Source organism: Paenibacillus oceani (assembly GCF_014705615.1).
Lineage (GTDB): Bacteria > Bacillota > Bacilli > Paenibacillales > NBRC-103111 > Paenibacillus_AB > Paenibacillus_AB oceani.
Window position 1 is genome coordinate 59170 of sequence record NZ_JACXJA010000001.1, and the last position, 23913, is coordinate 83082.

Genomic DNA, 23913 nt, shown 5'->3' on the forward strand with positions numbered 1-23913 from the left:
GGGAACCGTATGCCTATTCTCGAAGTGGACGATCTGTCCGTTTCGTTCATGCAATATACGCGCGGCTTCAAGCAGACCCGGCTCCAGGTGCTGCAAGGCGTCCAGCTGTCGGTCGGCCGGGGAGAGATCGTAGCGGTTATCGGGTCGAGCGGCTCCGGCAAAAGCTTGCTGGCGCACGCCGTGCTCGGCATCCTGCCGTCCAACGCTGCGATGTCGGGAACGATCCGCTACGACGGGGACGTGCTGACTGCACAGCGGCAGGAGCAGTTGCGCGGACGGGAGATTGCGCTCGTCCCGCAGTCCGTCAACTTCCTCGATCCGCTCATGAAGGTCGGCGCTCAAGTGCGCAGCTCGGTGAGAACCGGAGATCCGCTGGTCGAGCAGCGCAAGTCGTTCGAGCGGTTCCGGCTTCCGCCGGATGCCGAGAACCGGTACCCGCACCAGCTGTCCGGCGGCATGGCGCGCCGGGTGCTCGTCTCTACCGCAACGATCAGCGGCGCATCGCTGCTCATCGCCGACGAGCCGACGCCGGGACTCGATCCGGCAGTCGTGCAGGAGACGCTGAGCACGCTGCGGGAGCTGGCCGATCAAGGCGCCGCGGTGCTGCTCATCTCCCACGATCTGGAATCGGCGCTGCGCGTCGCCGACCGCGTGGCCGTCTTGTACGCCGGGACGACGGTCGAGATTGCAGCCGCGGAAGATTTCGCAGACAGCGGTCAGCGTCTGCGCCATCCGTACGCCAAGGCGCTGTGGCGGGCGCTCCCGCAAAACGAATTCCTTCCCATTCCCGGAAGCCAGCCGCAGCCGGGCGAGCTGCCGGACGGCTGCCTGTTCGCGCCGCGCTGTGCGCTGGCCACCTCCGAGTGCGGCCGGGAGCGACCTCCGATGCGGGTTCTTCGCGAAGGAAAGACGAGGTGTTTCCATGCCACTTGAAGGACGCCATCTCGGGTTCCGCTACAGCGGCGGCCCCTGGGTGCTGCGCAATATAGACATTTCCGTGGAACGAGGAGAGATTGTCGGACTGGCCGGCCCAAGCGGGCGCGGCAAAAGCACGCTGGCGCGTATGCTGGCCGGATACGAGCAGCCGCACGAAGGAACGGTCCGGCTGGACGGACAGGCGCTCCCGGAATCGGGCTACCATCCGGTCCAGCTCGTCTTCCAGCATCCCGAGAAAGCCGTGAACCCCCGTCTCAGCATGCGCCGCATACTGAACGAGGGCTGGGAGCCCGACCGGGCGTTCCGCACCTCGCTCGGCATCGCCGAGGAATGGCTGAGCCGGTACCCGAACGAATTGTCCGGCGGCGAGCTGCAGCGCTTTTGCGTCGCCCGCGCGCTCGGGCCGGATACGCGCTACTTGATCGCCGACGAGATGACCACGATGCTCGATGCGATTACGCAAGCGCAGATATGGAGCGCCGTCATTGGAATTGCCCGTGAGCGGCAGCTCGGCGTGCTGGTCATCAGCCACGAGCGCAGGCTGCTGGACCGATTATGCGATCGGATGATCGAATTGTGAACCGTTGTAAGACGTTGTGAACGGTACGTCTGCCGCCGATCGCAGCGCAGGCTGGAATCAGCCATACGCCAAAAACCTCCGGATAATCCCGCAGCCAGCGGAATCCGGAGGTTCTTTTTTGTCTGCTATGCGCTTGTCACAGGGCCTGGAACGTATGCACCTTGCTCCAGCTTTTGCCGCCGTCCGCCGTCGTGTACATCACGGACGGCCCTGTGCTGTCGGATATGATCCACCAGCCGTGCGTTGCGTCGGCGATCGCCAGCAGCTGATTGCCATAGCCTTCAAGCTGCGTCTCCCCGTTCGTCCACGTTTTGCCGCCGTCCGTCGTCCAGCCGATCGTATTCGGTTTGTCGCACGCCGGACACTGGCCGCCCATATAAGCGGTCTTCGGATCGACCACGTACAGGGCGCCCGGCTTGCTTCCCGTATTCTCCGGGCCGCTCGAATGATCGATCGGGAACCCGGGCGCCGGCCCGCCTCCCGCCGTCGAGTTCGCGATCACCGTCTGCCAGCTCTTGCCGCCGTCTGCCGTATGAAAGAGCGAATAAGACGTCTGGCTCATCCCGGAATCCCCGATACACTCCACCCATGCGTCGTCCGCTCCGGCGGAACGGATGAGGGCGCCGTTAAGCGGGGCTACCGTTTTGCGCGACATGACGCTTTGCCACGACTGCCCTCCATCCGTCGTTCGGAGCACCGAGATCGTATCCTTCACCTGCGCCACCGCCCAGCCGTTCCGCTCGTCGTGGAAGTAGGCGTCTCCCGTCGTGCGGTCGGGAACATGGAGCTCGTTCCACGTCTTCCCGCCATCCTTCGTCACCGCATTGGCGCTGAACGCTTCCGTCTTGGATACGAAATGGAGGAAGCCGTCGCTCGGGACGATCCCGGCCTCGGTCCATTGTTTCCCGCCGTCGGTCGTGCTCAGTAAAGTCCGCTTCGTCCCTTTGCCCGACCCGTCCGTCACGACCGCCCATGCTTCCTGGCCGTTCAGGGCAAACAACTGGCTCACCGTACCGGCTCCGCTGTACTGCCTCGTCCATGTCTTGCCGCCGTCGTCGGTTCGAGCGATCCAGCCTTCTCCGCCGGTCCATCCGGACTTCGGAGTGGCCAGCCGGACGGCTGTAACCTGATCCGCCCGGACCGCCGGCGAAGCGGCGCCGTTGTCGCTTCGCGGAGGAACGGTTCCGGGTGTCTCCTGCGATCCGGGAGCCGGCTGGCCCGGCCGCTCATCAGGCCCGTTGGCCGTGCCCGGGGCCGGATCGGCCGCCGAGGCAGCAGGCGTGTCCGGATCGGTTCCGGCTGCCGGATCGGGAGCTTGCCCTTGCTGGGACACACAGCCGGCGAGCACCGCCATCAGGATGCAAGCCCATAATGCAAATGCGATAAACCGCAATCGAGTTTTCATCAAAGTTCACTCCTTCTGGCCTTCTAGCTGTACTCCTTCAAGATATACCCTATTAGACGGCGTACTAATCCAAATAGTTGCCGAAGCATGGCACATCTCATCAACTAACGAACGACTGTTAGTTATACTGTCATTAATTCAAACTACATTCCCCCTCCGCTCGCCCGATGCTGCAAGAATCCTGCCGATCCCGCCGCCCCCAGCTCCTTCGGCAGACACCTTCCCCTGCTTCCTTCCCTTGCCCGGCGCGCCTAACTCTTCTTTTGAGCCGCCGCTATATGAGTTTGTACCTGTCAACCCGAGAGTACTTACATATAATATTGTAATTGATTTTCAGATTCTCCGATCCTACGGAATACTGCCAGAAAGGAGCTTACCTATGAAAGTCGTCATACTAGCCGGAGGGCTCGGCACAAGAATCAGCGAAGAAACGCAAGTGAAACCGAAACCGATGATTGTAATAGGAGAGCGCCCGATCCTATGGCACATCATGAAAATATACTCCCACTACGGGTTCCGCGAGTTCGTTATCTGTCTCGGTTACAAAGGAAACCTGATCAAAGAGTATTTCGCCAACTATTTGCTGAACGAGTCCGATGTCACGCTCGACTTCACCAAAAAGAACAACCTGCGCTATCACGATTCGAATCATGAGCCTTGGCGGATCACTCTCGTCGATACGGGTAGCGATTCAATGACCGGAGGACGGGTCAAGCGGATTCAGAAGCATGTCGGGGACGAGACGTTTCTGCTTACTTACGGGGACGGCGTATCCAATGTGAACATTCGCGAGCTGGTCAACTTCCACCGTTCCCACGGAAAGTCGGCCACCGTCACCGCCGTGCAGCCAGCAGGCAGATTCGGGTCTTTATCGATCGGAACCGGCAGCCAGGTGGAGCAGTTCAACGAGAAGCCGAGGGGAGACGGAGGATGGGTGAACGGCGGCTTTTTTATAATGGAGCCGAGCGTGTTCGACACCATCGAAGGCGATGCGACGATCTTTGAGAAAGAGCCGCTGGAGCAGCTCGCCCGATCCGGCCAACTGCATGCTTATAAGCATACGGGGTTCTGGTACGCGATGGACACCTTGAGGGACAAAAACCATCTGGAACAGCTGTGGCACTCGGGAAACGCGCCTTGGAAGCTGTGGTAGACAAGGCCGGAGGAAGATCATCCGTACGGACGGATCGGACAACGCGAAACCAACAAGGAGGGAATCCCATGAAGCCGCTCGTCAGCATCCTGATCCCCACCTATAATCGGCCGGATTACTTGAAGCAGGCGTTAAAGAGCGCGCTCTCCCAAACCTATACCCCTACGGAAATTATCGTATCGGACAACAGCGACAACGACCGGACCGATCAGGTCGTTCGGAAGCTCCAGGCGAAGGCGAAAGGTTCCCGAACTATCCAATATGTAAAAAACAGCCGGAATATCGGGCCGATCGCCAACCAGCGGCAGTGTCTGGAGCTGTCCTCCGGCGAGTATATCAATTTTCTGATGGACGACGATCTGCTGCACCCGGACAAAATCGACGCCATGCTCCCGTACATGCTGAAGGACAACAGCATCTCACTCGTCACCTCGCGCCGGACGATGATCAAGGACTCCGGCCGGGAGGTCGAAGTTTTGCCGAAGGACGAAGCGTTCCGGAAACAGTTTATCCGCGGCCGGAAAGTAAACGGGAGAGCGCTCAGCGAGAAAATGCTGCTTGGCCGGAACAATTACATCGGCGAACCGACCACCGTCTTATTCCGCAAATCCGACCTCAGCGAGCCTTTCGGCTCCTTCTGCGGCAAAACCGCTTACAACAACGTCGATGCCGCCTCCTGGCTCACCTTGCTGACGGCCAAACATGCCGTCTTCTTATCGAAGCCGCTCAGCTACTTCCGCAAACATCCCAGCCAATTGTCCAAAAGCACGCCTTCCCAAATGGCCCGGCTATGCGATTGGATCGACCATACCATTGATGCGAGAGAGAAAGGGCTTCTTGCCGACCAAGCCGTTTATACCCGGGCGATCCGGCAGCTGAAGCAGCAGCTTGTCGAGCAAATCCCCGATTGGAATAAAAAAACGAACGATCGTTATCTTGAAGAAATTCTATCCAGAATCCGGATGGTGACAGAAGCCGGAGCCCGCCTGCCCGGTTTTGCCGATGACGCCAAGGAGCTTCAAGCCCTTCTGTTCTGGTTGGAACTCCGGAAGATTTTTACTTAACCGCTTCTAGTTCTAAGTCGATGTTGAGGGAACCGGCCTCCTTATCCCCCCTTTTCGTTCCGGTGACGTGAAAGAACCTTCAGCTCCACCTAGCGTGGTTCTGAAGGTTCTTTTGCATCCTACTACCGGTTTCCCCAGGCTTCGTCCCTCACACGGACTTGGCCTCGTACGCCTGAATGCAGGACAACACGTACGCCACTTCCTCGTCGGTCAAATCGGGGAACAGCGGCAGTGTGACGAGTTCGCCCCATATCGCGTAAGCCGAGGGCGTCTCGCCCTTATACTTCATGAAGAGTGGATGCAGCGTAAGCGGCATATAGTGGACCCCCGTCGCGACGCCGAGCTCCTTCATATGAAGAATGAACGCTTCTCTGTCCGGGACCCGCACCATGTAGGCCCAATACGAGGAATGCTCGGGATGGTAAGGAAGCGCCTCACGAACTTTGGCGCATCCTTTCAGCCCCGCCGTATACTGCTTGATGATCGATTCCCTTCTGCGGTTCATCCCGTCCAGCTTCTCCAGCTGAGCGAGGCCGATCGAGGCCATCATATCGTTCATATTGTATTTGTACCCGATATCGGATATTTCATAATACCAGCTGTTCGCATCGCGGTTGTTCAACTGATTGGCCTCGTACCGCTCCCACGTATCTTTGTTGATGCCTACCCAGCGCGAATGACGCAGCGGCTTGAGCAGATCGGCATCGTCCGAGGAGATCATCCCTCCGTCGCCGGTCGTCATGCACTTTTTCTCCTCAAAGCTGTAGCAGCCGATATCGCCCCACGTTCCAAGCGTCTTCCCTTTATACTTCCCTCCGGCGGAATGCGCGGAATCCTCGATCACCTTCACTCCGCGCGGTTTCGCCCAAGCGACGAGCCGGTCCATCTCTGCCGGGTGCCCCGCAAAATGAACCGCCATCACCGCGGCGCAATCTTTGTCGTACTTCCGGTCCAGGTCCTCGAGGCTGATGCATAACGTTTGTTCGTCGATATCGACGAACACCGGTTCCAGACCGTTGTATAAAACCGCCATGGCGGTAGCCGCGAAGGTCAGCTCGGGCACGAGCACCTTTTTCCCTTTCGGAAACCGGTAAGCGGACAAAGCCAGATGGAGAGCCGCCGTACAGGAATTGACGCCGACGGACTCCCTGCACCCGACATAGCTGCTCCACTTTCGCTCAAACTCGCTGACACGGGGCCCTAATCCGAGCCAGGCAGCGGTGAAGCTGGCTTCCAAGCTTTGGAGCTCCTCCCTGCCGACGGAAGGCTTAAACAGCCTGATATTCACTAGCGGTCACTCCCCGTGTCATAAAATCTGCTTCAAGGTTTCATAGAACCCTTCCGTCCGCACTTTCATGGTAACGAGATACCGCTGCGCTTCGCCCCCGGTATCGTCGTCCTCTGCGACCACCCACCGCGTGACGTCGCCTTCCACCTGTTTCACCAGAGGCGTTCTTGTTTCTTCCTGGAAGCCGAGCTTCTTGTAGATCGCGATCGCACGCGCGTTGTCGGCAAGCACGTTCAGGTAGCCGGTCTGCAGATCGAGCACCCGGATGCTCCATTCCCCCAGGGCCAGCAGGGCGTAGATCATAATATTGCCGAATCGCCCTTTCCGGCCCCGCAGCAAATTATCGAATTCGCACTGCTTCTTGACCTCATCGTAGTGAAGGAAGCCTACCTGGGCGATCGGATTCCAATCCTCATCATCCACGAAAAATAAAATCCGGTCGTCCGCCTGCAGCACCTGCTGCTCGAGCCATTGGCGCGTTCCATGCTCCGTCACCGGGAATTGCGTCGTGAACCATTCGCCGGAGGCGCTCCGCCATTCGGTCAGCAGCCGGATTTCCTCCTCGCTGTGCAGCGTATCCGGCGTGATCGGACGCAGGCGTCCGCACGTTTTGCCGTTTACGGTGATCGGGATGCAATAAGACGGAAGCTGATCGGCGGGCGCATACTTATACCGTTTTAATAGTTCCTTCATCGCTCTAGCGTCCTTTCTTCAAGTAATCCTCAACCTTCTCTCGGAGGCCTTTGGGAATCGATATTTTTTTCATATATTTGTCGTATTCCTTCTCCGAGATATATCCTCTGGCCTTGGCAAACCGTAAAAACGTTTCCTTATCGAGCTTGGCGACTTCCCCCGCCATCTTGTGCTGCGACAGCTGCTTCGGATGATAGCGCAAATAGCTCAGCGGTTTGGTCATATAGACGCCTTTCCCTTTATCCAGCAGCGCCACCCAAGCGGCCAGATCGACCGCGTAGTAGACCTGCCTTCCCATCAGGACGCCGAACGGCTCGGTCAGATCCTTCTTGCGGAACATGGCCGTCGTCGGTTCTCCGATGTAGTTCGTTTGATCCCGCATCATGAGCCGGTTTAGCACTTTCCCGTCGACGACCGTATCGGTCTGGTACAGCTTCCGGAACGTCCACATCGGCGGGACATACAGCGGCTTGCCGTCCTTGTCGATGACCCGGCGCTGGGAAGTCACAAGCGTAACTCCCCGGTTATTGAGAAAATACGGAATCATCTTCGCGATCTTATCCGGGTGAAACAAATCGTCATCCATCAAATAATTGACGTATTCCCCCGAGGCGAGCCGCAGGCATTGCTGCTGATTGGCGATCGGACCGATATTTTTGGTATTGCGCACATACAGAATCTTCGATCCGTTCGGCTCCGCCTGATACCGTTTTACGATGAGCTCGGTCTCGTTATTATCGCTGTTGTCACAGACAACTATCTCAATGTTGGGGTACGTTTGCTGTAAGGCGCTCTTCAAAGCCAGCTCAAAATAACGGGGACGGTTGTAGGTAGGAATCAATATGCTTACCAGCGGTTTCATCCCGATCTCCCTTTCGTCTCGTCGTTCGCACTCGTTCCCATGAGCTCCTTCCACGCCGGCAGCCGGGCATCCCGGTCCGAGAGAATCGGCGCAGATACGGGCCAGTCGATCCGAAGCGTCTCGTCGTTCCACACAATGCCTCCCTCGTGAGAAGGAGTGTAGCGGTGATCCACCTTGTAAGTGACCTCGCAATGATCCGTCAACGTGCAAAAACCGTGAGCGAACCCTCTCGGTATATAAATCATCTTGTGATTGTCTTCCGTCAGCTCGATCGATCCCCATTGTCCGAATGAAGGCGAATCTCGCCGCATATCCACGAACACATCGAGAATCGCTCCCCGGCTTACCCGGACTACTTTCGTCTCCGCACAAGGCGGCCGCTGAAAATGCAGCCCCCGGATCGTTCCTTTCCGGCTGGAGTAGGAACGGTTCTCCTGAACCCAAGTCCGGTCCAAGCCGTAATCGCTCCATAGCTGCCGGTCGTACAGCCGGGTGAAATATCCCCGATGATCGTGGTGGGGCGTTCCCGTAATCTCATATACCCCTGATAAAGCACAAGGCTGGATCAACATGTCCCTAGCCTTCTTTCCCGTAATCTTGGATCTGTTGCAGGCAGACCGCTCTCATGTCGCTTTGCCGCTCGTAGGCTTTCACCCATTCGACGGTTTTCGCCAGCGCCGTATCCAGGTTCCAGACAGGATGCCAGCCCAGCCTCCGCTTCGCTTTGGAACAGTCGAGCATCAATTGCTGCGACTCGTGGGGATGCTCCCCCTCTTCCGCCTCATAGGCGCTGCTGCCGCCCCATAAATCGCACATCTTCCGGACGACGTCCGCCACCGGGAGCACGTCGCGATCATCCGGCCCGAAATTCCATTCCTCGGCAAAGGCGGGACCTTGCTCGAACAGCTTCTTCGCGAGCATCAAATAACCGCTGACCGGCTCCAGCACATGCTGCCAGGGCCGGACCGCCTGCGGATAACGGAGCTTGATCCGCTCTCCCCGGAGCAAGGCCCGCGTACAGTCCGGAAGGAGGCGGTCCTTCGCCCAGTCCCCGCCGCCGATGACATTGCCCGCCCTGGCTGTAGCGACGGCAACCCGATGACGGTCGTACGCGCCCGGAGGGAAAAACGCTTCCCGGTAGCCTGAAGTGATCAGCTCCGAGCAAGCCTTGCTGCTGGAGTACGGATCGCCTCCGCCGAGTTGGTCCGTTTCCCGGTATCCCCAAGTCCATTCCCGGTTCCGGTAGCACTTATCTGTCGTTACATTCAGCACGGCCCGGATCGGTACGCCTTTTTGAACCGCTCCTCGCACCGCTTCCAGCAGATTGACCGTTCCCATCATGTTCACTTCGTACGTCTCCGCCGGCTGTTCGTAGGAGCGTCTGACGAGCGGCTGAGCCGCCATATGAATGACAATGTCCGGAGCTGCATCTTCGAGGGCTGCTGCCAGCTGCTCCGGGTTTCGAATATCCGCCGTGTGGGAGGTCACCCATTCGTCCAATTGACACAGCTTATACAGACTGGGTTCGGTAGGAGGTTGCAGCGCATATCCGGTGACGGAAGCCCCTAGAGAGTGCAGCCAGATGCAGAGCCACGATCCTTTAAAGCCGGTATGCCCGGTTACAAAAACCTTTTTGTTGTTCCAGAAGCTTGGGGTTTTCCACTTCGTTGCCAGTACTGCCTGATTGCCCATGCGCCGCCACCCTCTGATTGTTTAATTTCATTTTCCTCTCCTAGAATGCCCGCCCTCTCTACCAGCACTCTCTCTTAACTCCCGCCACTAGCCATATAGTATGGTCCAAGCAATGAAGCCGAAACTGGCATCTATCCTTGCCCGGTCAAGAAATCAGCCTTAATCCAGTTCAACGTAAAATTGGAAAAAAATAATGCAGGTATACCATTCACTCGTCCAATCCTCTCATTCACCTGCCACATAGTATAGTTGCGAGAAGGGAGGGATTCACATGAGCAAACTGCAAGAAGAACTGATGAAGGTTTTGGCCAAAATAGGAGTCAACGAGCAAACGATGCTTCCGGTCATGCAGCGGCTCGGCGAAGTTCAGGCGAAGCTGGACTCGATCGACGACGAGCAGAACGTGACCTATATCCAGGAATTGCTGAGACAAGTGCAGGACCAGGTCGGTTCGCTGCAATGGAACGGACCTGAAGATTCCTCGATCGGGCAGGCGTTGAGCCAACTTCAATCCAGGGTAGCTTCCTTTAATCTGAATGAGCAGGCGATCGCAAACGCCTTGAAAGGCATCAGCTCCCTTCACGATCAAGCGGGAACGATGCTTCAAGAGCAACTGGCCGCATTGAAATTAAACGAGAAAGAAATATTAGACCTTCTGCAAAAATTCAAAAGATAGGTAAAGGCAGCGGCATGCAACCGTCGCTTCTATACCCGCTTGTAAAAAACAACGGCCGGGACGCACAGTCCTCCGGCCGTTGTTTTTCTTTATGCCGCTTGCTTTCGGCGAGCAAAAAAGAACCTTTGCACAGCCCGCTTGGCGGGCAGGAAAGGTTCTTCCGAAAGCTTAAGGCCGGTTGTCCTCGATGAACGCGCCGTTGTTATAGGTTGACAAATTGCTCAGCGGATCGTACGGAGCCCCGGTCGGGACATTTGCGAACAAGGATATATCGACTTCATTTACCGGCATTCCCCAGGAGTTCTCAGAGATGACGACAGAAGCTCCGTCAACCAGGAAACCTCCCTTTGTATAATAGATCACGTTGCCGACCATGTGACCGGTCGTCCCCGGATTAATATACATACCGGATCGCATCGAATAGAAAATATTGTCGCGGACCAGCAAATTGTCGGAGTTGATTTGGGAAACGATCGCACGGTTAACTACCCAGTCAGCCATCGGAAGCGGAGCTTGGTCCGGGCCGAAAATGACATTGCCCTGAACGCGGTTATTGCTTCCGCCGATTTGGATAAATTCAGCTACATACGCTATATCACTGGTCATCGTCAGTCCTTCAATCGTGATATTGTTCCCGACGACCATTAAAGGAATCAGCGGCGCTTGAAGAAACAACAAGTTCCCCGGATGTCCTTTGATCGTTACCCCTTGTTTATTTACGACAATTTGAGCGGTCAGGTTATAGGTTCCCGCCAAGATGTGAACTGTGCCGTTAACTGCAACAGCCGTAACTCCTTCTTGAATGGTGCCGTAAGGATTAGTGATCGTACCGTCTCCTCCTACGGCTCCTGCGCTGACGTATACGTCAAACGGAGGTCCGAACGTACCCGTTTCCCCGGTCGTTCCAGTAGCTCCGGTCTCGCCGGTCGGACCCGTTGGGCCCGTTGCCCCTGGTGCTCCATCCGCTCCGTCCGCTCCTGGTTCGCCGGTTGGGCCGGTCGGGCCGGTTGCTCCTGGTGCTCCATCTGCACCGTCTGCTCCTGGTTCGCCTGTCGGACCCGTTGGGCCCGTTGCCCCTGGTGCTCCATCTGCACCGTCTGCTCCCGGTTCGCCGGTTGGGCCGGTCGGGCCGGTTGCTCCTGGTGCTCCATCTGCACCGTCTGCTCCTGGTTCGCCGGTCGGACCCGTTGGGCCCGTTGCCCCTGGTGCTCCATCCGCTCCGTCCGCTCCCGGTTCGCCGGTCGGGCCTGTCGGGCCCGTTGCTCCCGGCGCTCCATCGGCTCCGTCTGCTCCTGGTTCGCCTGTCGGACCCGTTGGGCCCGTTGCCCCTGGTGCTCCATCCGCTCCGTCCGCTCCTGGTTCGCCGGTCGGGCCGGTCGGACCTGTCGCTCCCGCTGCTCCATCGGCTCCGTCTGCTCCCGGTTCGCCGGTCGGGCCGGTCGGACCTGTCGCTCCCGGCGCTCCATCGGCTCCGTCTGCTCCCGGTTCGCCGGTTGGACCTGTTGAGCCCGTTGCCCCTGGTGCTCCATCCGCTCCGTCCGCTCCCGGTTCACCGGTTGGGCCGGTCGGGCCGGTTGCTCCTGGCTCTCCATCTGCACCGTCTGCTCCCGGTTCACCGGTCGGACCTGTCGGGCCGGTCGCTCCGGGCGCTCCCTCCGCTTGTAGCAACTGGACATCATCGATCAGAAACGGGGCCGACCCGGCCGTGGACGCCTTGTCTATATACACCAGCGCTTGAGTTGCGTTCGGAGGAGTTTCTGTGGACACGGTGTAGTAGGTCAGCCACTGTGAAGCTGCCCCGTTCGGCAGCCGGCCGGGATAAATATTGTCGACGACTCCCCACCCGAGCAGATTGTTCATTGCGTCGTAGAAGGATACTTGAATGGTTATCAGGGCGTTAGAGCCGGCTCCGTCATTGGCAAACGATGCCTTCAACATGTATTTCTCTCCTGCCGATATCGGTACAAGCTGCGCTATATACCCGAATACCGCACCGCCGGGTATACGGGCGCTATATTGACCGCTATGGCTCTCTACACTCGTAATGGCGACGTTCATGGAAGACCAGGGGCTCAATGACCCGGTTTCAAATCCGCCGTTGACAATCACGTTGTTAAAAGACATGACTGCTTCTCACCTGCCGTCCCTATCTGATTTGCTAATCTCCGACCGGTCATAATGAGAGATTAGCATGTATCAGTATATGTGATGACGACAGTTTGGAGCGGGCTTATACAAGGGAAGACGGCCCATTTCTAGTCTATCAATCTTGCAGCGTAATCCGAAACCCTTCCGTCATCCTATATTTCGGATTTCGAATCGTCAGCTTCATACGGCTCTTGTCGTATCCGGTGAGTGCCAAATAATAAGTCGTAGCGTCGCCGTTTTCATCGAATTCCCATCCGAAGCCGCCGGTGCCGTCGACATCCAGATATACCCAATTTAGCTTGAAGGCGTCGCTTTTGTTTTGGAAAGACATTCGGATTTTTAACGCTTCATATAGGGTTCCGCTATTCCCGTCCGTATGCATGACTTTTTCCGTATCCAGCACCGTGACGTCAGCATCTTTAAATGACAAAGCCTTGTTCACCGTCAGCCGTTCTCCCATAGCCGGGACTTTTAGCGTTACAGCGGCGGCTTCCTCGCTTTCCAGCGTCACATGCGGAATATGCAGCACCGGATTGCTTTCGCCGTCATCCTTTCTGTCGAACTGAAACTGCCTGCGGACTCCCATATGGGGCGACCGGTCCTGAATATACGGCTTGGAGCCCTGATCCGTGATTAGATGGAGATCGCCTTGCAGCTTGTCGTTATACGGGTCTTTGGTAAACGAGCTGAGCTTATAGCCCCCTGTAGAGTACGGGTACAGGTTAACGGTAAGCTTGTCGTCCGACCAGGATGATACCGCCGTGATCGATAACGGGCCGTGAACCACAGTCGGCCCGATCTGCTCCAAAGAATGAAACCGTTCATACGACTGGAGCGTGAAGGCAATGGTCAATCCGGAATACGCATAATGAAGCCGGTACTCCGTGCCGGGCTTTATTTCGCTTTCCGGCAAAATAAAGTCTCCGTATACAATGTCGAACTTACCGCCGGTGCCCCAACCCCGATGGCTGATGTTATATGCCGCTTCTCCTGCTTGCAGCGTTACCTCGTGCCGTTGGGATCTCTCTCTCAGCAGCCGCTCTTTCTCCTCAGCCGCAGGGCCGTTATCCGGCTGCGTAAACTGCTTCCGTTCCAATGTGAAGATTACAGAGATCGTATTCCCGGAAGCTATAGCTTCATTTAGTGTGAGCCGGTAGACCTCATTCTCGGCCGTTACGCCCGGTGTTTGCATTCCGTACTTGATTCCGCCTTCCGGCTCGATGATGCCGTAACCGGGAACGTAGCCGAATAATTTGCCGATCGTCGCGGTAACCGAATCCATATTCATCGAAGCGAGCGCAGCCAGCAGGAAAAGCAGGGCGGCGGCCGCCGTCAGCCGCTTTCTCCGCCGTCTGGCCCGGACCGGACGGAAGCCGGCTTTTTCGTATACATTCGCCTTAATTCGTGCGGCGATTTTCCGGTCGACGGGAACGGACAGGTCGTCGTCCAGCAGCTTGCCGGTTTCATCGGCATCCAGCCGGTCCAGCAGCGCTTTCAGTTTGTCCTCCATTTACAGCACCCCCTCCAGCAGCGACTTCAGCTTGGCCAGCCCTCTCGATACTTTTTTGTCAACCGTATTGACCTTTAGACGAAGCGCCGCGGCGATGTCCTTCGAGCTTTGTCCCAAATAATATTTGCGGACCATAATTTCACAGTCAGGCTCGCCCAACGCTTGAATGCTCTCAATGAGCGCTTCCCTCGTTTCCTTGCCGGCAACCTGATCGGCCGGGCTCTCCGCCGCCTCGTCCATTCCGGCCAAGCTGCCGTCCTCCAGATTAACGAGCCTCTGCCTTCTGTTTAGGATCTTGTTGTAGCGGTTAATCGCTTTACGCTTGGCGATCAGCGCGACGAACGATTTGAGCGAGCTTTTCTGCGTGTCGATCGTGTCTCGGGCCTGATACAGCTCAAAAAAGATTTCGCTGACGCATTCCTCGATATCTTCCTTGTCGCAGACGGACGTCAGCTTATCGGAGACGATCGTGTACACGAGTCCCATGTAGCGGTTCATCAGCAGCTCCAGCCCTTTCTCCGGATGACGGGCGAGCTTCTCCAGTATGCGATCGTCCAAACGGTTCACCTTCCTTCACTGCCAAAAAAACGATATACCTTTATATTCCGCTCATCGCGGAAAACCTGACCACGGAAACGTCTGAGGCTAACGAAAAAAACAAAAACCACACCCGGCTCTTTGGCCGGAGGTGGCTTCCTGCACAGATGAATCAGGCCGATCGAGAGACGGCCGTGAGCGTACTTACCCGCTGCACTAGTCTTGAATCGGACCCAAGACCCGGATCGCTATCGATTCATCCGGTTTGCAATCGTCATCAAAGCGGTACTTCTCCAAAATCATCCCTCTTGTCCCTCGCTTTGCCGACCGGCTTTCCGGACTCGTTCATCAGACTCCGACCTTTCCGTTATAAAGTTGGACTGCTATTGAATGAAACGGAAACCGGTCGTCAAACTATACACTCCGAGGTCATTCTCCCCGTCCCGGCATCCGCAGCCAACCGCTATTTCTTACTGTTCCTCATAGCGGCGAGTACCTTCACGTCCCCTCCTGCACCTGCGGCAAACTTCCGGTACTCCGGGGATTCCATCGGCACGAGCGCCAGTTTGCCCTCCCCGTTGAAGTGGATGCCCCAGCCGTACTTTTTGGGCAGCATCGAAGCACGCAGGCAAGCTTTCGGCTTCGCGTAAAACTCGTCCCAGACCTGGGTTCCGCTCTCGGACAACTCTTCCCGGGTAATGCCCTTGTGCCGGACGTGTGCTTCGTACATAAGCTCTTCCATTGTATAACCGTACGGCTGAGACGAAGCCAGCTCATATTCGATACCGGGCTTCGTTTTCCCGGCTTTTTTGTCCGGAGGTACCGTGCCGGTCTCCGCCGGACAGTCCGGCGCTACCGTGATGAACGTATCATAATAGTTGAAGTCCATAGTTGTTCCTCCTTTGCTTGATCAAAAATACGGCCGAAGCCCAAGCCCAGCTGGACCAATTGCCGGAGCCGTGGCGCTCTGCACTGAAACGCGTGCTGGACCATCCGCCTGCCGCACCGGTGGACCGGACGATCACGCACGGCGAACGTCTGCCGATCGCCGGCGGGCTTGTCGTAATCGGTACCCCCGGACATACACCCGGGCATATCAGCCTGTATCATCAGCCAAGCCGGACGCTGATCGCCGCCGACGCTTTAACGGTCGAGGACGGCCGTCTGCTCGGTCCCTCCGCCGGCCAGACTCACGATATGCCGCTTGCGCTCCGGTCGCTGCTGGCGTTGTCGGAATACGACATCGACTCCGTTGTCTGCTACCACGGCGGGCTTTACCGGGACACCAATAGCCGCATTCGGGAGCGCATTGCGGAGATCGCCCGGGGCGGCTGACGCCAATCGAGCCCCGAGCGGGCAACGGCAGACCGCCATCCGGCAACCTGCTGCTGCTCGTACCCTAACCTTTCGCTCTCTGATCCGCTTGCGCCTTCGTTTTGGACACACGGTCCAGCAGGCTGACCAGGTAAGCGTCCAATCGCTCGATCATCATTTCCGTCGTGAGCCCCCCCATCCCCAGTGCCGTCCACCCGCCATATACTTCCGGAGGCCAGTAGGCGAAGTCGATCAGCGTGACGAGATCCCAATACGGGTCGTATGCGAAGGAATCGCCTGCATACTGCCGGTACAGCGTCAGAAATTCGTCAGCCGTCCTTACATCGTACAGCAGAGCCAGATTGACGCGGCAGTGACCGACATCGACGCCGGCGGGGCCGATGCACCCGTTAACCCAGTCGACAACTCCGCTAACGGCACCTCCCGACCACAATACGTTTGCCGGATGAAAGTCCCGGTGGATAAACCGTGCCGTAAACGCCGGACGTTCGCTCGTTACGATACCGGCGGCGATCTGCCACTGATCGGGCACCTTCGACCAGGACGACGTATCCAAAGAAGCGGCGTTGCAGTAAGGAGCGAAAGCCCATGGGAAATCGCCCGCCTTCACATCATGAATCTGTATAAGAGCTTGCGCCATACCGTTCAGCCAAGCGAACCTATCCTCCGGCTCCAATACGACCTTGCCTTCGAGCCGTGTCATCAGTAAAGCCGGCATGCCCGTACCGCAGCGGCTCCCCGTCTCGTCGAAGGCTACGACGGCCGGAATCCGCACTCCGGCAGCCTCGGCCGCCCGGCGCAAACTTTCCGCCTCACGAACAACCAGATCGGGCTGCTCCTGCAGCCACTCCTTATTGTCGATCTGCCGCAGCACGAAGTGCCGGACCTCTCCGTCTACACGCAGCGAAATGCCGTGAACGGGGGAGGAAACGCCTCCAAAAAGCCGCTCCGCCGAGAGCACTTCCGCTTCCGGATGAATCGCATCGACTACCCATTTAAGGGCGCGGTCCGACAACGTTGATTCTGTCGATTGCATTTGCCCCCTCCTTTATCTTAGAAAACCGTATATCCACTTGTGTTCTTTCATTAAAGAAATTCGCGGGCCTGCGGCCAATTCCCTCCACAAATTGTAAATCCCCTGCCCGCTCCAAATAGTGATCTCTAAAACTTGCTGACCCTAGGCCGAGCGGGTACGGCTTGCGGGCCATTAATATCCAAATGTCACGTGACAAAAGTGATGACACCGCTCACTACTAGGAAAGGAGGCGATAATTTATATTGATATACAAGCACTTCGTTCAAAGCAGCGGTTATCCGTTCCGAGTGCAGAAACATTCTGAAAAAGAGGGAAATGTCCATGTCGAAGAAACAATATCCCGTATATTTGTCTGTGGAAGAGCGCAACATGTTGCGAGCGATTGTTTCCAAAGGTACGGCCCCGGAAATAACGATGCGGCGAGCCCAAATTTTGCTTTTGTCCGATGAGCATCGCTCCGGCGGGAACAAAACGTTCGTCGAAATCGCCGACGAGCTGCAAATTCATGTCAACACGGTGTTGAACATCCGCAAAACGTTTGCACGCCAAGGCCTGCAAGAAGTGATTCGGCGCAAAAAGCGGATGAAACCTCCCGTTCCGCCAAAAGTAACAAACGAACTGGAGGCCCAGATCGTCGCTCTGAGCCGGAGCGAGCCTCCGTCAGGCAAAAGCCGGTGGTCGCTGCGCCTGCTGGCGAACAAAGCGATCGAACTGGAGTATATTGATTCCATCTCTTACGACACGGTCGACCGTATCTTAAAAAAACGGGGGACAGCGGCCGTACAAAAGCGTTCGTATCCTTGACAGCCCGCAGCCTTCGCCCGAAGGCCCCCCGGGCCCGGACCGGCTCTATGGCGGAACGTCAGGTTTGGGAACTGCCGCTCCCGGATTCGATCGCCTGGCTTTTGCGGTACTCTCCGGGCGGAACCCCGGTCATCTTCTTGAACATCCGGTTAAACGAAGTTACGTTCCGGTAGCCGATCCGAACACTTATATCCTGCACGCTCAGATCGGTATCCGACAACAGATCTTTCGCCTTGCGGATGCGAACCGCGTTAATATGCTCGCTGAAGTTGGCCCCCGTTTTTTCCTTGATATAGACGGATAAATAAGCGGACGACAAATTTAATTTATCGGCAAGCATATCCAGCGACACATCGTCGGCAAATTTGTTTTCCACATAATCCATCACTAAAGCTACCGTAGGATCCTGCTCTTCTTTCTTGGTCTGGATGACCGTCGTCGCCGCATGAAACAATTCGGCGTAAAACTGCTTGAATTGCTCCAGCGTGCAGCATTGTTGAACGACAGCCAGCTGCCGCCTCTGGAGCGAGGAATCCGCATCTTTCCCGAACGGCTCCAGTATTTTCGCCACCCTCGCAATTACGCCCTCGGCCAGCTGCCGCAGCTGCTGAATGCTCGCTTCCTTCTTGTTCATCTGATCCAGCATCCGTTCCATGAACGAGACGCAGAACTGGCGGTTGCCCGCCTGCAGATTCGCATACAGCTCCTGCTCCTGGGGAACCGTGAACGCCAGCTGGGGCGGGACGGAGCGGCGCTCGCGAATCAGTTGCGTCTCATCCATCGGTCTGGCCTGCTGCGCGATCTCCTGTACTTCGCGGTAAGCGTTATTGAACTGCTCCGACTGGTCGTAAACCGGACTGATCGCAATCGTCACAAGGAAAAACGCTTTGTCCCGGTCCAGAATCGTCTTCAGCTTCGACAACGTCTCCTCCAGCTCGCCGGGCGCTACCTCTCCCCGGATCAACGACAAAATCTGGTTGTTTTCGATCTGAAACGTATGCGACGAGGTCACCTTCTCCGACAGGACGAGACTGATATATTCCTGGATGTAATAGGACATCCGATCCGTCTTCATCTCGCTGTCCGCGACAGGCTGCAGCTTGAAGTGGAGCTGGAACAGCACGATGAAAAACGGTTCGTCCATCACCGCGATATCTTTCCATTCATTAATATCCGACGTAATCGATTTCAGCTTATTAATGTAGGAAAAACTCGTCAGCAGCGACTGCTTATCCAGCAGCTCTTTATGAACATCGGACTTCTCCCGCATCAGCTCGCGTATTTTCTGGTGAATCAGATCGAACTCGCGGATCGGACTTTGCAGCAAAGCCGAATCCTTTTCCATAATCGAGGTAACCATCTGCTTCACCGGCTGGTTGATTTTCCGGCTGAAATAGACGGACGCGAGCAGCCCGATAACGATCGACACCGCAAAGAGCAGCAGCAGCGTTAAGCTGGCGTTCCGGACTCTGGACGCGATGTTCGCATACGGGACCGCCGTTACGTACGTAAGTCCCCCCTCAGCATCCTTCTCGACAAAGTAGTAGTAGCCGTGAGACAAGCCATAACCGCCGCCCTCGAACACCGGAATATGCTCCGTCGTGAGATCCTCAGACGAACGGTACAGCAAAGATCCGTCTTTCTGCAAAATCATAAACTGCCGGTTGTCTTCCGTTCCGTAAAACGCCTCCTGCATCGTTTTGGCGTCCAGCAAAGCGATAATCTGATAGTTCGAAGACGGCATCCGCAGCGAGAACGGAATCAGCTCGTGGCCGGACGACGAGTTCAGCGACGTTACCGTAAATGTCGTTTGCGGATGAAGCTCGTAATTGCCCCCCCGGCGGAATTGCTCCTTCCAGTACGAGAGCGGATAGTCGCGGCTCACATAAAAACGGGAAAAGAACATATCCGCATCCACAGTTCCTTCCTTCTCCGCAATAAACGAGTTCGAATCAAAATACAAGACGATGTTGTTCAGATAAAACATCGGATTGTACGCCTCGGACCGAAGCTCCTTCAACATGACAGATGCCTGAAAATAGTCTACGTCCGACTCCCCGCTTACATGCAGCTGGCGGTTAAACGCCACGACTTTCTCATCCGTGTACAAATTAAACAGCAGCGTCTTGATTCGCTCAAAGTGGGTTTTGTACCGTTCCGCCGTATTGGTCAGCATGAGGCGGTTGTATTGGATGACCTCTTTTTGCACCCCTTTGTTGAACAGTTGAATGGAAATCACGTTAAAAATCGAAAACAGCACGATGATGCCGAGGAAGCTGATGAAGATGTTGAACATTAACGATTGACGGTTCCATGCAGCCCATTTCAAGCTTGGCCTACCCCTTTATTTCCGGCATGTCCGGGTCTTTTATAGTACTTCATTTATTGTATCGGAAGTCCAATTGCGGCAAAACACGCTTTTTTTTAGGTTATTATCTTTTTTTAATCCGGCCTAATCCGCCGCAAGAGAACGAAACAACTGTAAATACTTTTTCCCGCAGCGCTCTGCTATGCTCCAAAAAGAAAAGAACGAAAGCAGGTGGGGTCTTGTCGAAACAAACTTCCATGCCGGCGGCAGCCAGAGAGGCCGGAACCAAACCGAGGCGATCGGTGGTTTTGAAGAGAATCCGTAAAAATTGGGACTTATATGCACTGCTCGCGCCGGTCATCGCCTTTTTCCTTATTTTCGAATACGTGCCGATGTACGGCGTTCAGATCGCCTTCAAAAACTTCATTGCCACCAAAGGCATCTGGGGCAGCCCCTGGGTCGGGTTCCACCATTTCGAACGTTTTTTTGAAAGCTACTATTTCTGGAGGCTCCTCAAAAACACACTCGGCATCGGATTGTATCAGCTGTTCGTCGGCTTCCCGGTTCCGATTATACTCGCCCTGATGATTAATGAGGTACGATCCAAATCGTTCAGCCGGTTTGTGCAAACGGTAACGTACGCGCCTCATTTCTTATCGACAGTCGTTATGGTCGGCATCCTGATGATTTTCCTCTCCCCGCAAACCGGACTGCTGAACAACGTCATCACCTGGATTCGTGGAGAACCGATCGAATTTCTGACCGAACCGGGCTGGTTCAAAAGCATCTACGTCTTCTCGGGCGTATGGCAGCAAATGGGCTGGAGCTCGATCATCTATCTCGCCGCCTTAACCGGTATCGATCCGCAGCAGCACGAAGCGGCGCGGGTAGACGGAGCTACCCGCTGGCAGCGCATCTGGCATATTAATCTGCCGGGTATAATGCCGACCATAACGATCCTGCTCATTCTCAATATGGGCTCCCTGCTTAGCGTCGGTTTCGAGAAAGTGTACCTGATGCAAAACTCCTTAAATATGCAAGCGTCGGACATCATCTCCACGCACGTATACCGCAAAGGCATCATCGACGGACAATACAGCTATTCGGCTGCGGTCGGACTGTTTAATTCCGTCATCAATTTCATCCTGCTGGTGGTTGTCAATCGGATCGCCCGCAAAGTGAACGACACAAGCTTATGGTAGGAGGTATTCGGCTATGAACCGACAAAGCACCGGCGAGAAGCTGTTTGATTGGGGAGTCCATGCCGCTCTGGCGCTGATCTGCGTCATCGTGTTGTATCCGCTCGTCTTCGTCCTCGTCGCCTCGTTCAGCAGTCCCGAGGCGGTCATGCGCGGAGAAGTGTGGCTTTGGCCTAAAGACATTACGTTCGTCGGATACCAGAAAATATTCCAAAACAACGAAATTCTCACCGGATATGCGAACACGATAATATACACCGTAATCGGCACCTCGATCAATCTGGTCATGTCCGTTGCGGCCGCATATCCCCTCTCGCGCAAAGATTTGTACGGGCGCAACCTGATCTCGGCCATGATGGTATTTACGATGTTTTTCAGCGGGGGCATGGTTCCGACTTACTTGCTGATCAAAAATCTCGGCATGCTCAATTCGATGTGGGCGCTTATTATCCCGGGCGCCGTCTCCGTGTACAACATCTTGATCATGCGTACGTTTTTTCAAAACGGCATCCCTTCCGAGATGCAGGAAGCGGCCTCCATCGACGGCTGTTCCAATCTGTCCACGCTGATCCGTATCGTGCTTCCGCTATCGATGCCGATTATAGCCGTTATGATCTTATTTTACAGCGTCGGTCACTGGAACGCCTACTTCAGCGCCCTGATGTATTTGAGCGACCGCGACAAATATCCGCTGCAGCTGTTCCTTAGAGAGATTTTGATCCAGGGTCAAATGCAGGAGATGCTCGGCATCGGCGACGATTCCCATGCGAAAAGCGTGATGGAGGGCGAAGCGATCAAATACGCCGTCGTCATCGTAGCGAACCTGCCGGTACTGATTCTGTATCCGTTCCTTCAAAAGTATTTCGTAAAAGGCGTCATGATTGGGGCCATTAAAGGGTAAGGAGCATCAGGACCGCTCCTTTCCATCCAGTCGATCTCTCGTTCAAGTGCAGGAAAGCGCTTTATCCGTCAGGCTATTGAGGGCTTCGCCCTATTAGCGCATAATAACTATGGAGAAAAAGGGAGGATATTCATCCATGAACAACAAGAAACGGTGGATCGCCATGACCGCGACGGTTGCGGTAGCGGGCAGCCTGCTGGCAGCCTGCGGCAGCGACAATACATCCGGGAACGGCAGCGAGGCCGGCAAGGAAGGCGGCTCGAAGGAAACCGCCAACCTGAACGCATCCGGCATGCCGATCACGAAGGAACCGATTTCGCTCACCTTCTTTACAGGCAAGGCCGCGACCAACGGCAATAATTTCGAGGAAACGCTCGTATGGAAAGAATATGCGAAGATGTCCAATATGAACATCAAGTTTCAGCTGGTTCCGTTCGAGAACTTGACCGAGAAGCGCAACCTGGCGCTGGCCGGCGGCGACTATCCCGATGCGTTCTACTCCGCTAGAGTCCCGGCTTCCGACTTGATGAAGTACGGATCGCAAGGAACGTTCATTAAGCTGAACGACCTGATCGATAAATATGCCCCTAATTTCAAAAAACTGATGGAGAAATACCCGGATCTGAAAAAGGGATTAACGATGCCAGATGGCAACATCTACTCCTTCCCGTCGTTTTACAGCCCGGATTTCCTGCCAATGCTGATCGGCACTCCATTCTGGGTGAAGCAGGAATGGCTGACGAAGCTAGGCATGAAGGAGCCGACGACTACCGAGGAGCTGTATCAATACCTGAAGGCGGTGAAGCAAACCGACTTGAACGGCAACGGACAAGCGGACGAGATCCCGTATGCGGGAACCGGCATCAATCCGCTGATCGAGCAGCTTCGGGGCGCATGGGGTTTCGGCAACCGCGGTCTGGGCCACAAATTCGTCGACGTCGATCCGAAGACGAACGAGCTGCGCTTCTTCCGCACCGATCCGAAGTATAAAGAAGTGATTGAGTATGTCCGCAAGCTGTACTCCGACGGACTGATCGATAAAGAGATTTTCACGGTGAAGACGAGTGCTTTGTACGCCAAAGGCCAAACGGGAATTTTCGGATCGACGATCAATCCGAATCCGTCCACCCAGTTGAACCAGAGCGGGTACGTCGGACTTGGAGCGCTCAAAGGACCTCACGGCGATCAAGTGTATTCGCACGTCAAAGTGCCGGCCGTATGGCCGGGAGCGTTCGTCATCACGGACAAAAACAAACATCCGGAAGCGACTGTCCGCTGGATCGATCATTTCTTCGGCGACGAAGGCGCAACGTTCTACTTTATGGGAATCGAAGGACAGACCTACAAGAAGACGGCCGACGGCAAGCTTGAATTCGTCGACGAAATTACGAAAAACCCGAACGGCCTCACCATGGACCAGGCGCTTGCCAAATATATTACATGGCTCGGCGGCAGTTATCCGGGCTATGTCCAGGAGAAATATTTCAAAGGCTCGGAGACGTTGCCGGAGTCGATCGGAACTGGTAAAAAGGCGCAGCCTCATTCGGTCAAGGAGCTGTGGAACAGCTTCAATTTCACGGAAGAAGAGACGGAATTCCGTTCGACGGTCGGCTCCGATATGGAGACTTACATCGGCGAGATGGAAGCGAAGTTCATTACCGGCTCTCAGCCGATGTCCGAGTGGGACAAATACGTAGCCACCGTACAAAAGATGGGCCAGGACCAATATATGAAAACATACAAGCAAGCTTACGAGCGTTACAAATCGAGCAAGTAAACCGCCGGC

Annotated in this window: 21 protein-coding genes and 1 pseudogene; 10 read left to right on the plus strand and 12 right to left on the minus strand. The window is 55.8% G+C overall.

The window, feature by feature from the left end; all coding sequences use genetic code 11:
- Positions 1-9 precede the first annotated feature (9 nt).
- Positions 10-933, plus strand: a complete 924-nt coding sequence (locus tag IDH45_RS00285; protein WP_190923583.1) for an ABC transporter ATP-binding protein — start codon at positions 10-12, stop codon at positions 931-933.
- A complete protein-coding gene (locus tag IDH45_RS00290) occupies positions 923-1516 on the plus strand; it encodes an ABC transporter ATP-binding protein (protein ID WP_190923585.1) in 594 nt (197 codons plus the stop codon). The genes IDH45_RS00285 and IDH45_RS00290 overlap by 11 nt, the downstream gene beginning before the upstream one ends.
- 136 nt (positions 1517-1652) lie before the next feature.
- On the opposite strand, the gene IDH45_RS00295 is transcribed toward IDH45_RS00290, so the two are convergent.
- Positions 1653-2921 (minus strand): WD40/YVTN/BNR-like repeat-containing protein, encoded by a 1269-nt coding sequence (locus IDH45_RS00295; protein WP_190923587.1) that lies wholly within the window; start codon positions 2919-2921, stop codon positions 1653-1655.
- Positions 2922-3300: 379 nt separating this feature from the next.
- Here IDH45_RS00295 and rfbF point away from each other — a divergent pair, with 379 nt between their 5' ends.
- The gene (gene rfbF, locus IDH45_RS00300; protein ID WP_190923588.1) at positions 3301-4074 is read left to right on the plus strand and encodes a glucose-1-phosphate cytidylyltransferase; all 774 of its coding nucleotides are present in this window, start codon (positions 3301-3303) and stop codon (positions 4072-4074) included.
- A 68-nt stretch (positions 4075-4142) separates the two neighbouring features.
- A complete protein-coding gene (locus IDH45_RS00305; RefSeq protein WP_190923590.1) occupies positions 4143-5138 on the plus strand; it encodes a glycosyltransferase family 2 protein in 996 nt (331 codons plus the stop codon).
- 148 nt (positions 5139-5286) lie between these two features.
- On the opposite strand, the gene IDH45_RS00310 is transcribed toward IDH45_RS00305, so the two are convergent.
- Genes IDH45_RS00310 through rfbG form a run of 5 tightly spaced genes read right to left on the minus strand, consistent with a single transcriptional unit; the run spans position 5287 to position 9673 of the window.
- Positions 5287-6426: a DegT/DnrJ/EryC1/StrS family aminotransferase gene (locus tag IDH45_RS00310; protein ID WP_190923592.1), complete on the minus strand. Its 1140-nt coding sequence runs from the start codon at positions 6424-6426 to the stop codon at positions 5287-5289.
- An 18-nt stretch (positions 6427-6444) separates the two neighbouring features.
- Positions 6445-7119, minus strand: coding sequence for a GNAT family N-acetyltransferase (locus tag IDH45_RS00315; protein WP_190923593.1), 675 nt, complete (start codon positions 7117-7119; stop codon positions 6445-6447).
- 4 nt (positions 7120-7123) lie between these two features.
- Positions 7124-7981, minus strand: coding sequence for a glycosyltransferase (locus tag IDH45_RS00320; RefSeq protein ID WP_190923595.1), 858 nt, complete (start codon positions 7979-7981; stop codon positions 7124-7126).
- Positions 7978-8553, minus strand: coding sequence for a dTDP-4-dehydrorhamnose 3,5-epimerase (gene rfbC, locus IDH45_RS00325; protein ID WP_190923597.1), 576 nt, complete (start codon positions 8551-8553; stop codon positions 7978-7980). Before rfbC ends, IDH45_RS00320 begins: the two co-directional genes overlap by 4 nt.
- Before the next feature lie 4 nt (positions 8554-8557).
- Complete coding sequence (gene rfbG, locus IDH45_RS00330) at positions 8558-9673, minus strand: CDP-glucose 4,6-dehydratase (protein ID WP_190923598.1); 1116 nt, start codon at positions 9671-9673, stop codon at positions 8558-8560.
- Positions 9674-9944: 271 nt separating this feature from the next.
- On the opposite strand from rfbG, the gene IDH45_RS00335 reads away from it, so the two are divergent.
- A complete protein-coding gene (locus IDH45_RS00335; protein WP_190923600.1) occupies positions 9945-10349 on the plus strand; it encodes a hypothetical protein in 405 nt (134 codons plus the stop codon).
- A gap of 168 nt (positions 10350-10517) precedes the next feature.
- Here IDH45_RS00335 and IDH45_RS34870 read toward each other — a convergent pair whose 3' ends face one another.
- The 4 genes from IDH45_RS34870 to IDH45_RS00355 form a co-directional block, all read right to left on the minus strand.
- A complete protein-coding gene (locus IDH45_RS34870; protein ID WP_317891111.1) occupies positions 10518-12473 on the minus strand; it encodes an NTTRR-F1 domain in 1956 nt (651 codons plus the stop codon).
- Positions 12474-12612: 139 nt separating this feature from the next.
- The gene (locus IDH45_RS00345; RefSeq protein WP_190923602.1) at positions 12613-14007 is read right to left on the minus strand and encodes a DUF4179 domain-containing protein; all 1395 of its coding nucleotides are present in this window, start codon (positions 14005-14007) and stop codon (positions 12613-12615) included.
- Complete coding sequence (locus tag IDH45_RS00350) at positions 14008-14565, minus strand: sigma-70 family RNA polymerase sigma factor (protein ID WP_223836267.1); 558 nt, start codon at positions 14563-14565, stop codon at positions 14008-14010. It abuts the gene before it with no gap.
- Positions 14566-15007: 442 nt separating this feature from the next.
- Positions 15008-15433, minus strand: a complete 426-nt coding sequence (locus IDH45_RS00355; protein WP_190923604.1) for a DUF6157 family protein — start codon at positions 15431-15433, stop codon at positions 15008-15010.
- Positions 15434-15450: 17 nt separating this feature from the next.
- On the opposite strand from IDH45_RS00355, the gene IDH45_RS00360 reads away from it, so the two are divergent.
- The gene (locus tag IDH45_RS00360) at positions 15451-15879 is read left to right on the plus strand and encodes an MBL fold metallo-hydrolase (protein WP_223836268.1); all 429 of its coding nucleotides are present in this window, start codon (positions 15451-15453) and stop codon (positions 15877-15879) included.
- Between the two features lie 64 nt (positions 15880-15943).
- Here the strand turns inward: IDH45_RS00360 and IDH45_RS00365 are convergent, their stop codons facing one another.
- Positions 15944-16915, minus strand: coding sequence for a phosphotransferase family protein (locus tag IDH45_RS00365; RefSeq protein WP_190923607.1), 972 nt, complete (start codon positions 16913-16915; stop codon positions 15944-15946).
- Between the two features lie 414 nt (positions 16916-17329).
- On the opposite strand from IDH45_RS00365, the pseudogene IDH45_RS00370 reads away from it, so the two are divergent.
- Positions 17330-17686: pseudogene (locus IDH45_RS00370) on the plus strand (helix-turn-helix domain-containing protein); the annotation flags it as partial.
- A gap of 91 nt (positions 17687-17777) precedes the next feature.
- Here the strand turns inward: IDH45_RS00370 and IDH45_RS00375 are convergent.
- Complete coding sequence (locus IDH45_RS00375; RefSeq protein WP_223836269.1) at positions 17778-20048, minus strand: helix-turn-helix domain-containing protein; 2271 nt, start codon at positions 20046-20048, stop codon at positions 17778-17780.
- A gap of 236 nt (positions 20049-20284) precedes the next feature.
- On the opposite strand from IDH45_RS00375, the gene IDH45_RS00380 reads away from it, so the two are divergent.
- The 3 genes from IDH45_RS00380 to IDH45_RS00390 all read left to right on the plus strand — a co-directional run bounded on the left by IDH45_RS00380 (position 20285) and on the right by IDH45_RS00390 (position 23904).
- Positions 20285-21229 carry an ABC transporter permease gene (locus IDH45_RS00380; protein ID WP_190923972.1) on the plus strand — a complete coding sequence of 315 codons (945 nt, stop codon included), beginning with the start codon at positions 20285-20287 and terminating at the stop codon, positions 21227-21229.
- Between the two features lie 13 nt (positions 21230-21242).
- On the plus strand, positions 21243-22127 hold the full coding sequence (locus IDH45_RS00385; RefSeq protein ID WP_190923609.1) for a carbohydrate ABC transporter permease: 885 nt from the start codon (positions 21243-21245) through the stop codon (positions 22125-22127).
- A 136-nt stretch (positions 22128-22263) separates the two neighbouring features.
- Positions 22264-23904 (plus strand): type 2 periplasmic-binding domain-containing protein, encoded by a 1641-nt coding sequence (locus tag IDH45_RS00390; RefSeq protein WP_190923611.1) that lies wholly within the window; start codon positions 22264-22266, stop codon positions 23902-23904.
- The last annotated feature ends 9 nt before the right edge of the window (positions 23905-23913 follow it).

What these genes read in the sequence shown, in the direction of transcription:
- IDH45_RS00285 (WP_190923583.1), top strand. Translation starts at nt 10, where the DNA reads ATGCCTATTCTCGAAGTGGACGATCTGTCCGTTTCGTTCATGCAATAT.
- IDH45_RS00290 (WP_190923585.1), top strand. Translation starts at nt 923, where the DNA reads ATGCCACTTGAAGGACGCCATCTCGGGTTCCGCTACAGCGGCGGCCCC.
- IDH45_RS00295 (WP_190923587.1), bottom strand. Translation starts at nt 2,921, where the DNA reads ATGAAAACTCGATTGCGGTTTATCGCATTTGCATTATGGGCTTGCATC.
- rfbF (WP_190923588.1), top strand. Translation starts at nt 3,301, where the DNA reads ATGAAAGTCGTCATACTAGCCGGAGGGCTCGGCACAAGAATCAGCGAA.
- IDH45_RS00305 (WP_190923590.1), top strand. Translation starts at nt 4,143, where the DNA reads ATGAAGCCGCTCGTCAGCATCCTGATCCCCACCTATAATCGGCCGGAT.
- IDH45_RS00315 (WP_190923593.1), bottom strand. Translation starts at nt 7,119, where the DNA reads ATGAAGGAACTATTAAAACGGTATAAGTATGCGCCCGCCGATCAGCTT.
- IDH45_RS00320 (WP_190923595.1), bottom strand. Translation starts at nt 7,981, where the DNA reads ATGAAACCGCTGGTAAGCATATTGATTCCTACCTACAACCGTCCCCGT.
- rfbC (WP_190923597.1), bottom strand. Translation starts at nt 8,553, where the DNA reads ATGTTGATCCAGCCTTGTGCTTTATCAGGGGTATATGAGATTACGGGA.
- rfbG (WP_190923598.1), bottom strand. Translation starts at nt 9,673, where the DNA reads ATGGGCAATCAGGCAGTACTGGCAACGAAGTGGAAAACCCCAAGCTTC.
- IDH45_RS00335 (WP_190923600.1), top strand. Translation starts at nt 9,945, where the DNA reads ATGAGCAAACTGCAAGAAGAACTGATGAAGGTTTTGGCCAAAATAGGA.
- IDH45_RS34870 (WP_317891111.1), bottom strand. Translation starts at nt 12,473, where the DNA reads ATGTCTTTTAACAACGTGATTGTCAACGGCGGATTTGAAACCGGGTCA.
- IDH45_RS00345 (WP_190923602.1), bottom strand. Translation starts at nt 14,007, where the DNA reads ATGGAGGACAAACTGAAAGCGCTGCTGGACCGGCTGGATGCCGATGAA.
- IDH45_RS00355 (WP_190923604.1), bottom strand. Translation starts at nt 15,433, where the DNA reads ATGGACTTCAACTATTATGATACGTTCATCACGGTAGCGCCGGACTGT.
- IDH45_RS00365 (WP_190923607.1), bottom strand. Translation starts at nt 16,915, where the DNA reads ATGCAATCGACAGAATCAACGTTGTCGGACCGCGCCCTTAAATGGGTA.
- IDH45_RS00380 (WP_190923972.1), top strand. Translation starts at nt 20,285, where the DNA reads ATGCCGGCGGCAGCCAGAGAGGCCGGAACCAAACCGAGGCGATCGGTG.
- IDH45_RS00385 (WP_190923609.1), top strand. Translation starts at nt 21,243, where the DNA reads ATGAACCGACAAAGCACCGGCGAGAAGCTGTTTGATTGGGGAGTCCAT.
- IDH45_RS00390 (WP_190923611.1), top strand. Translation starts at nt 22,264, where the DNA reads ATGAACAACAAGAAACGGTGGATCGCCATGACCGCGACGGTTGCGGTA.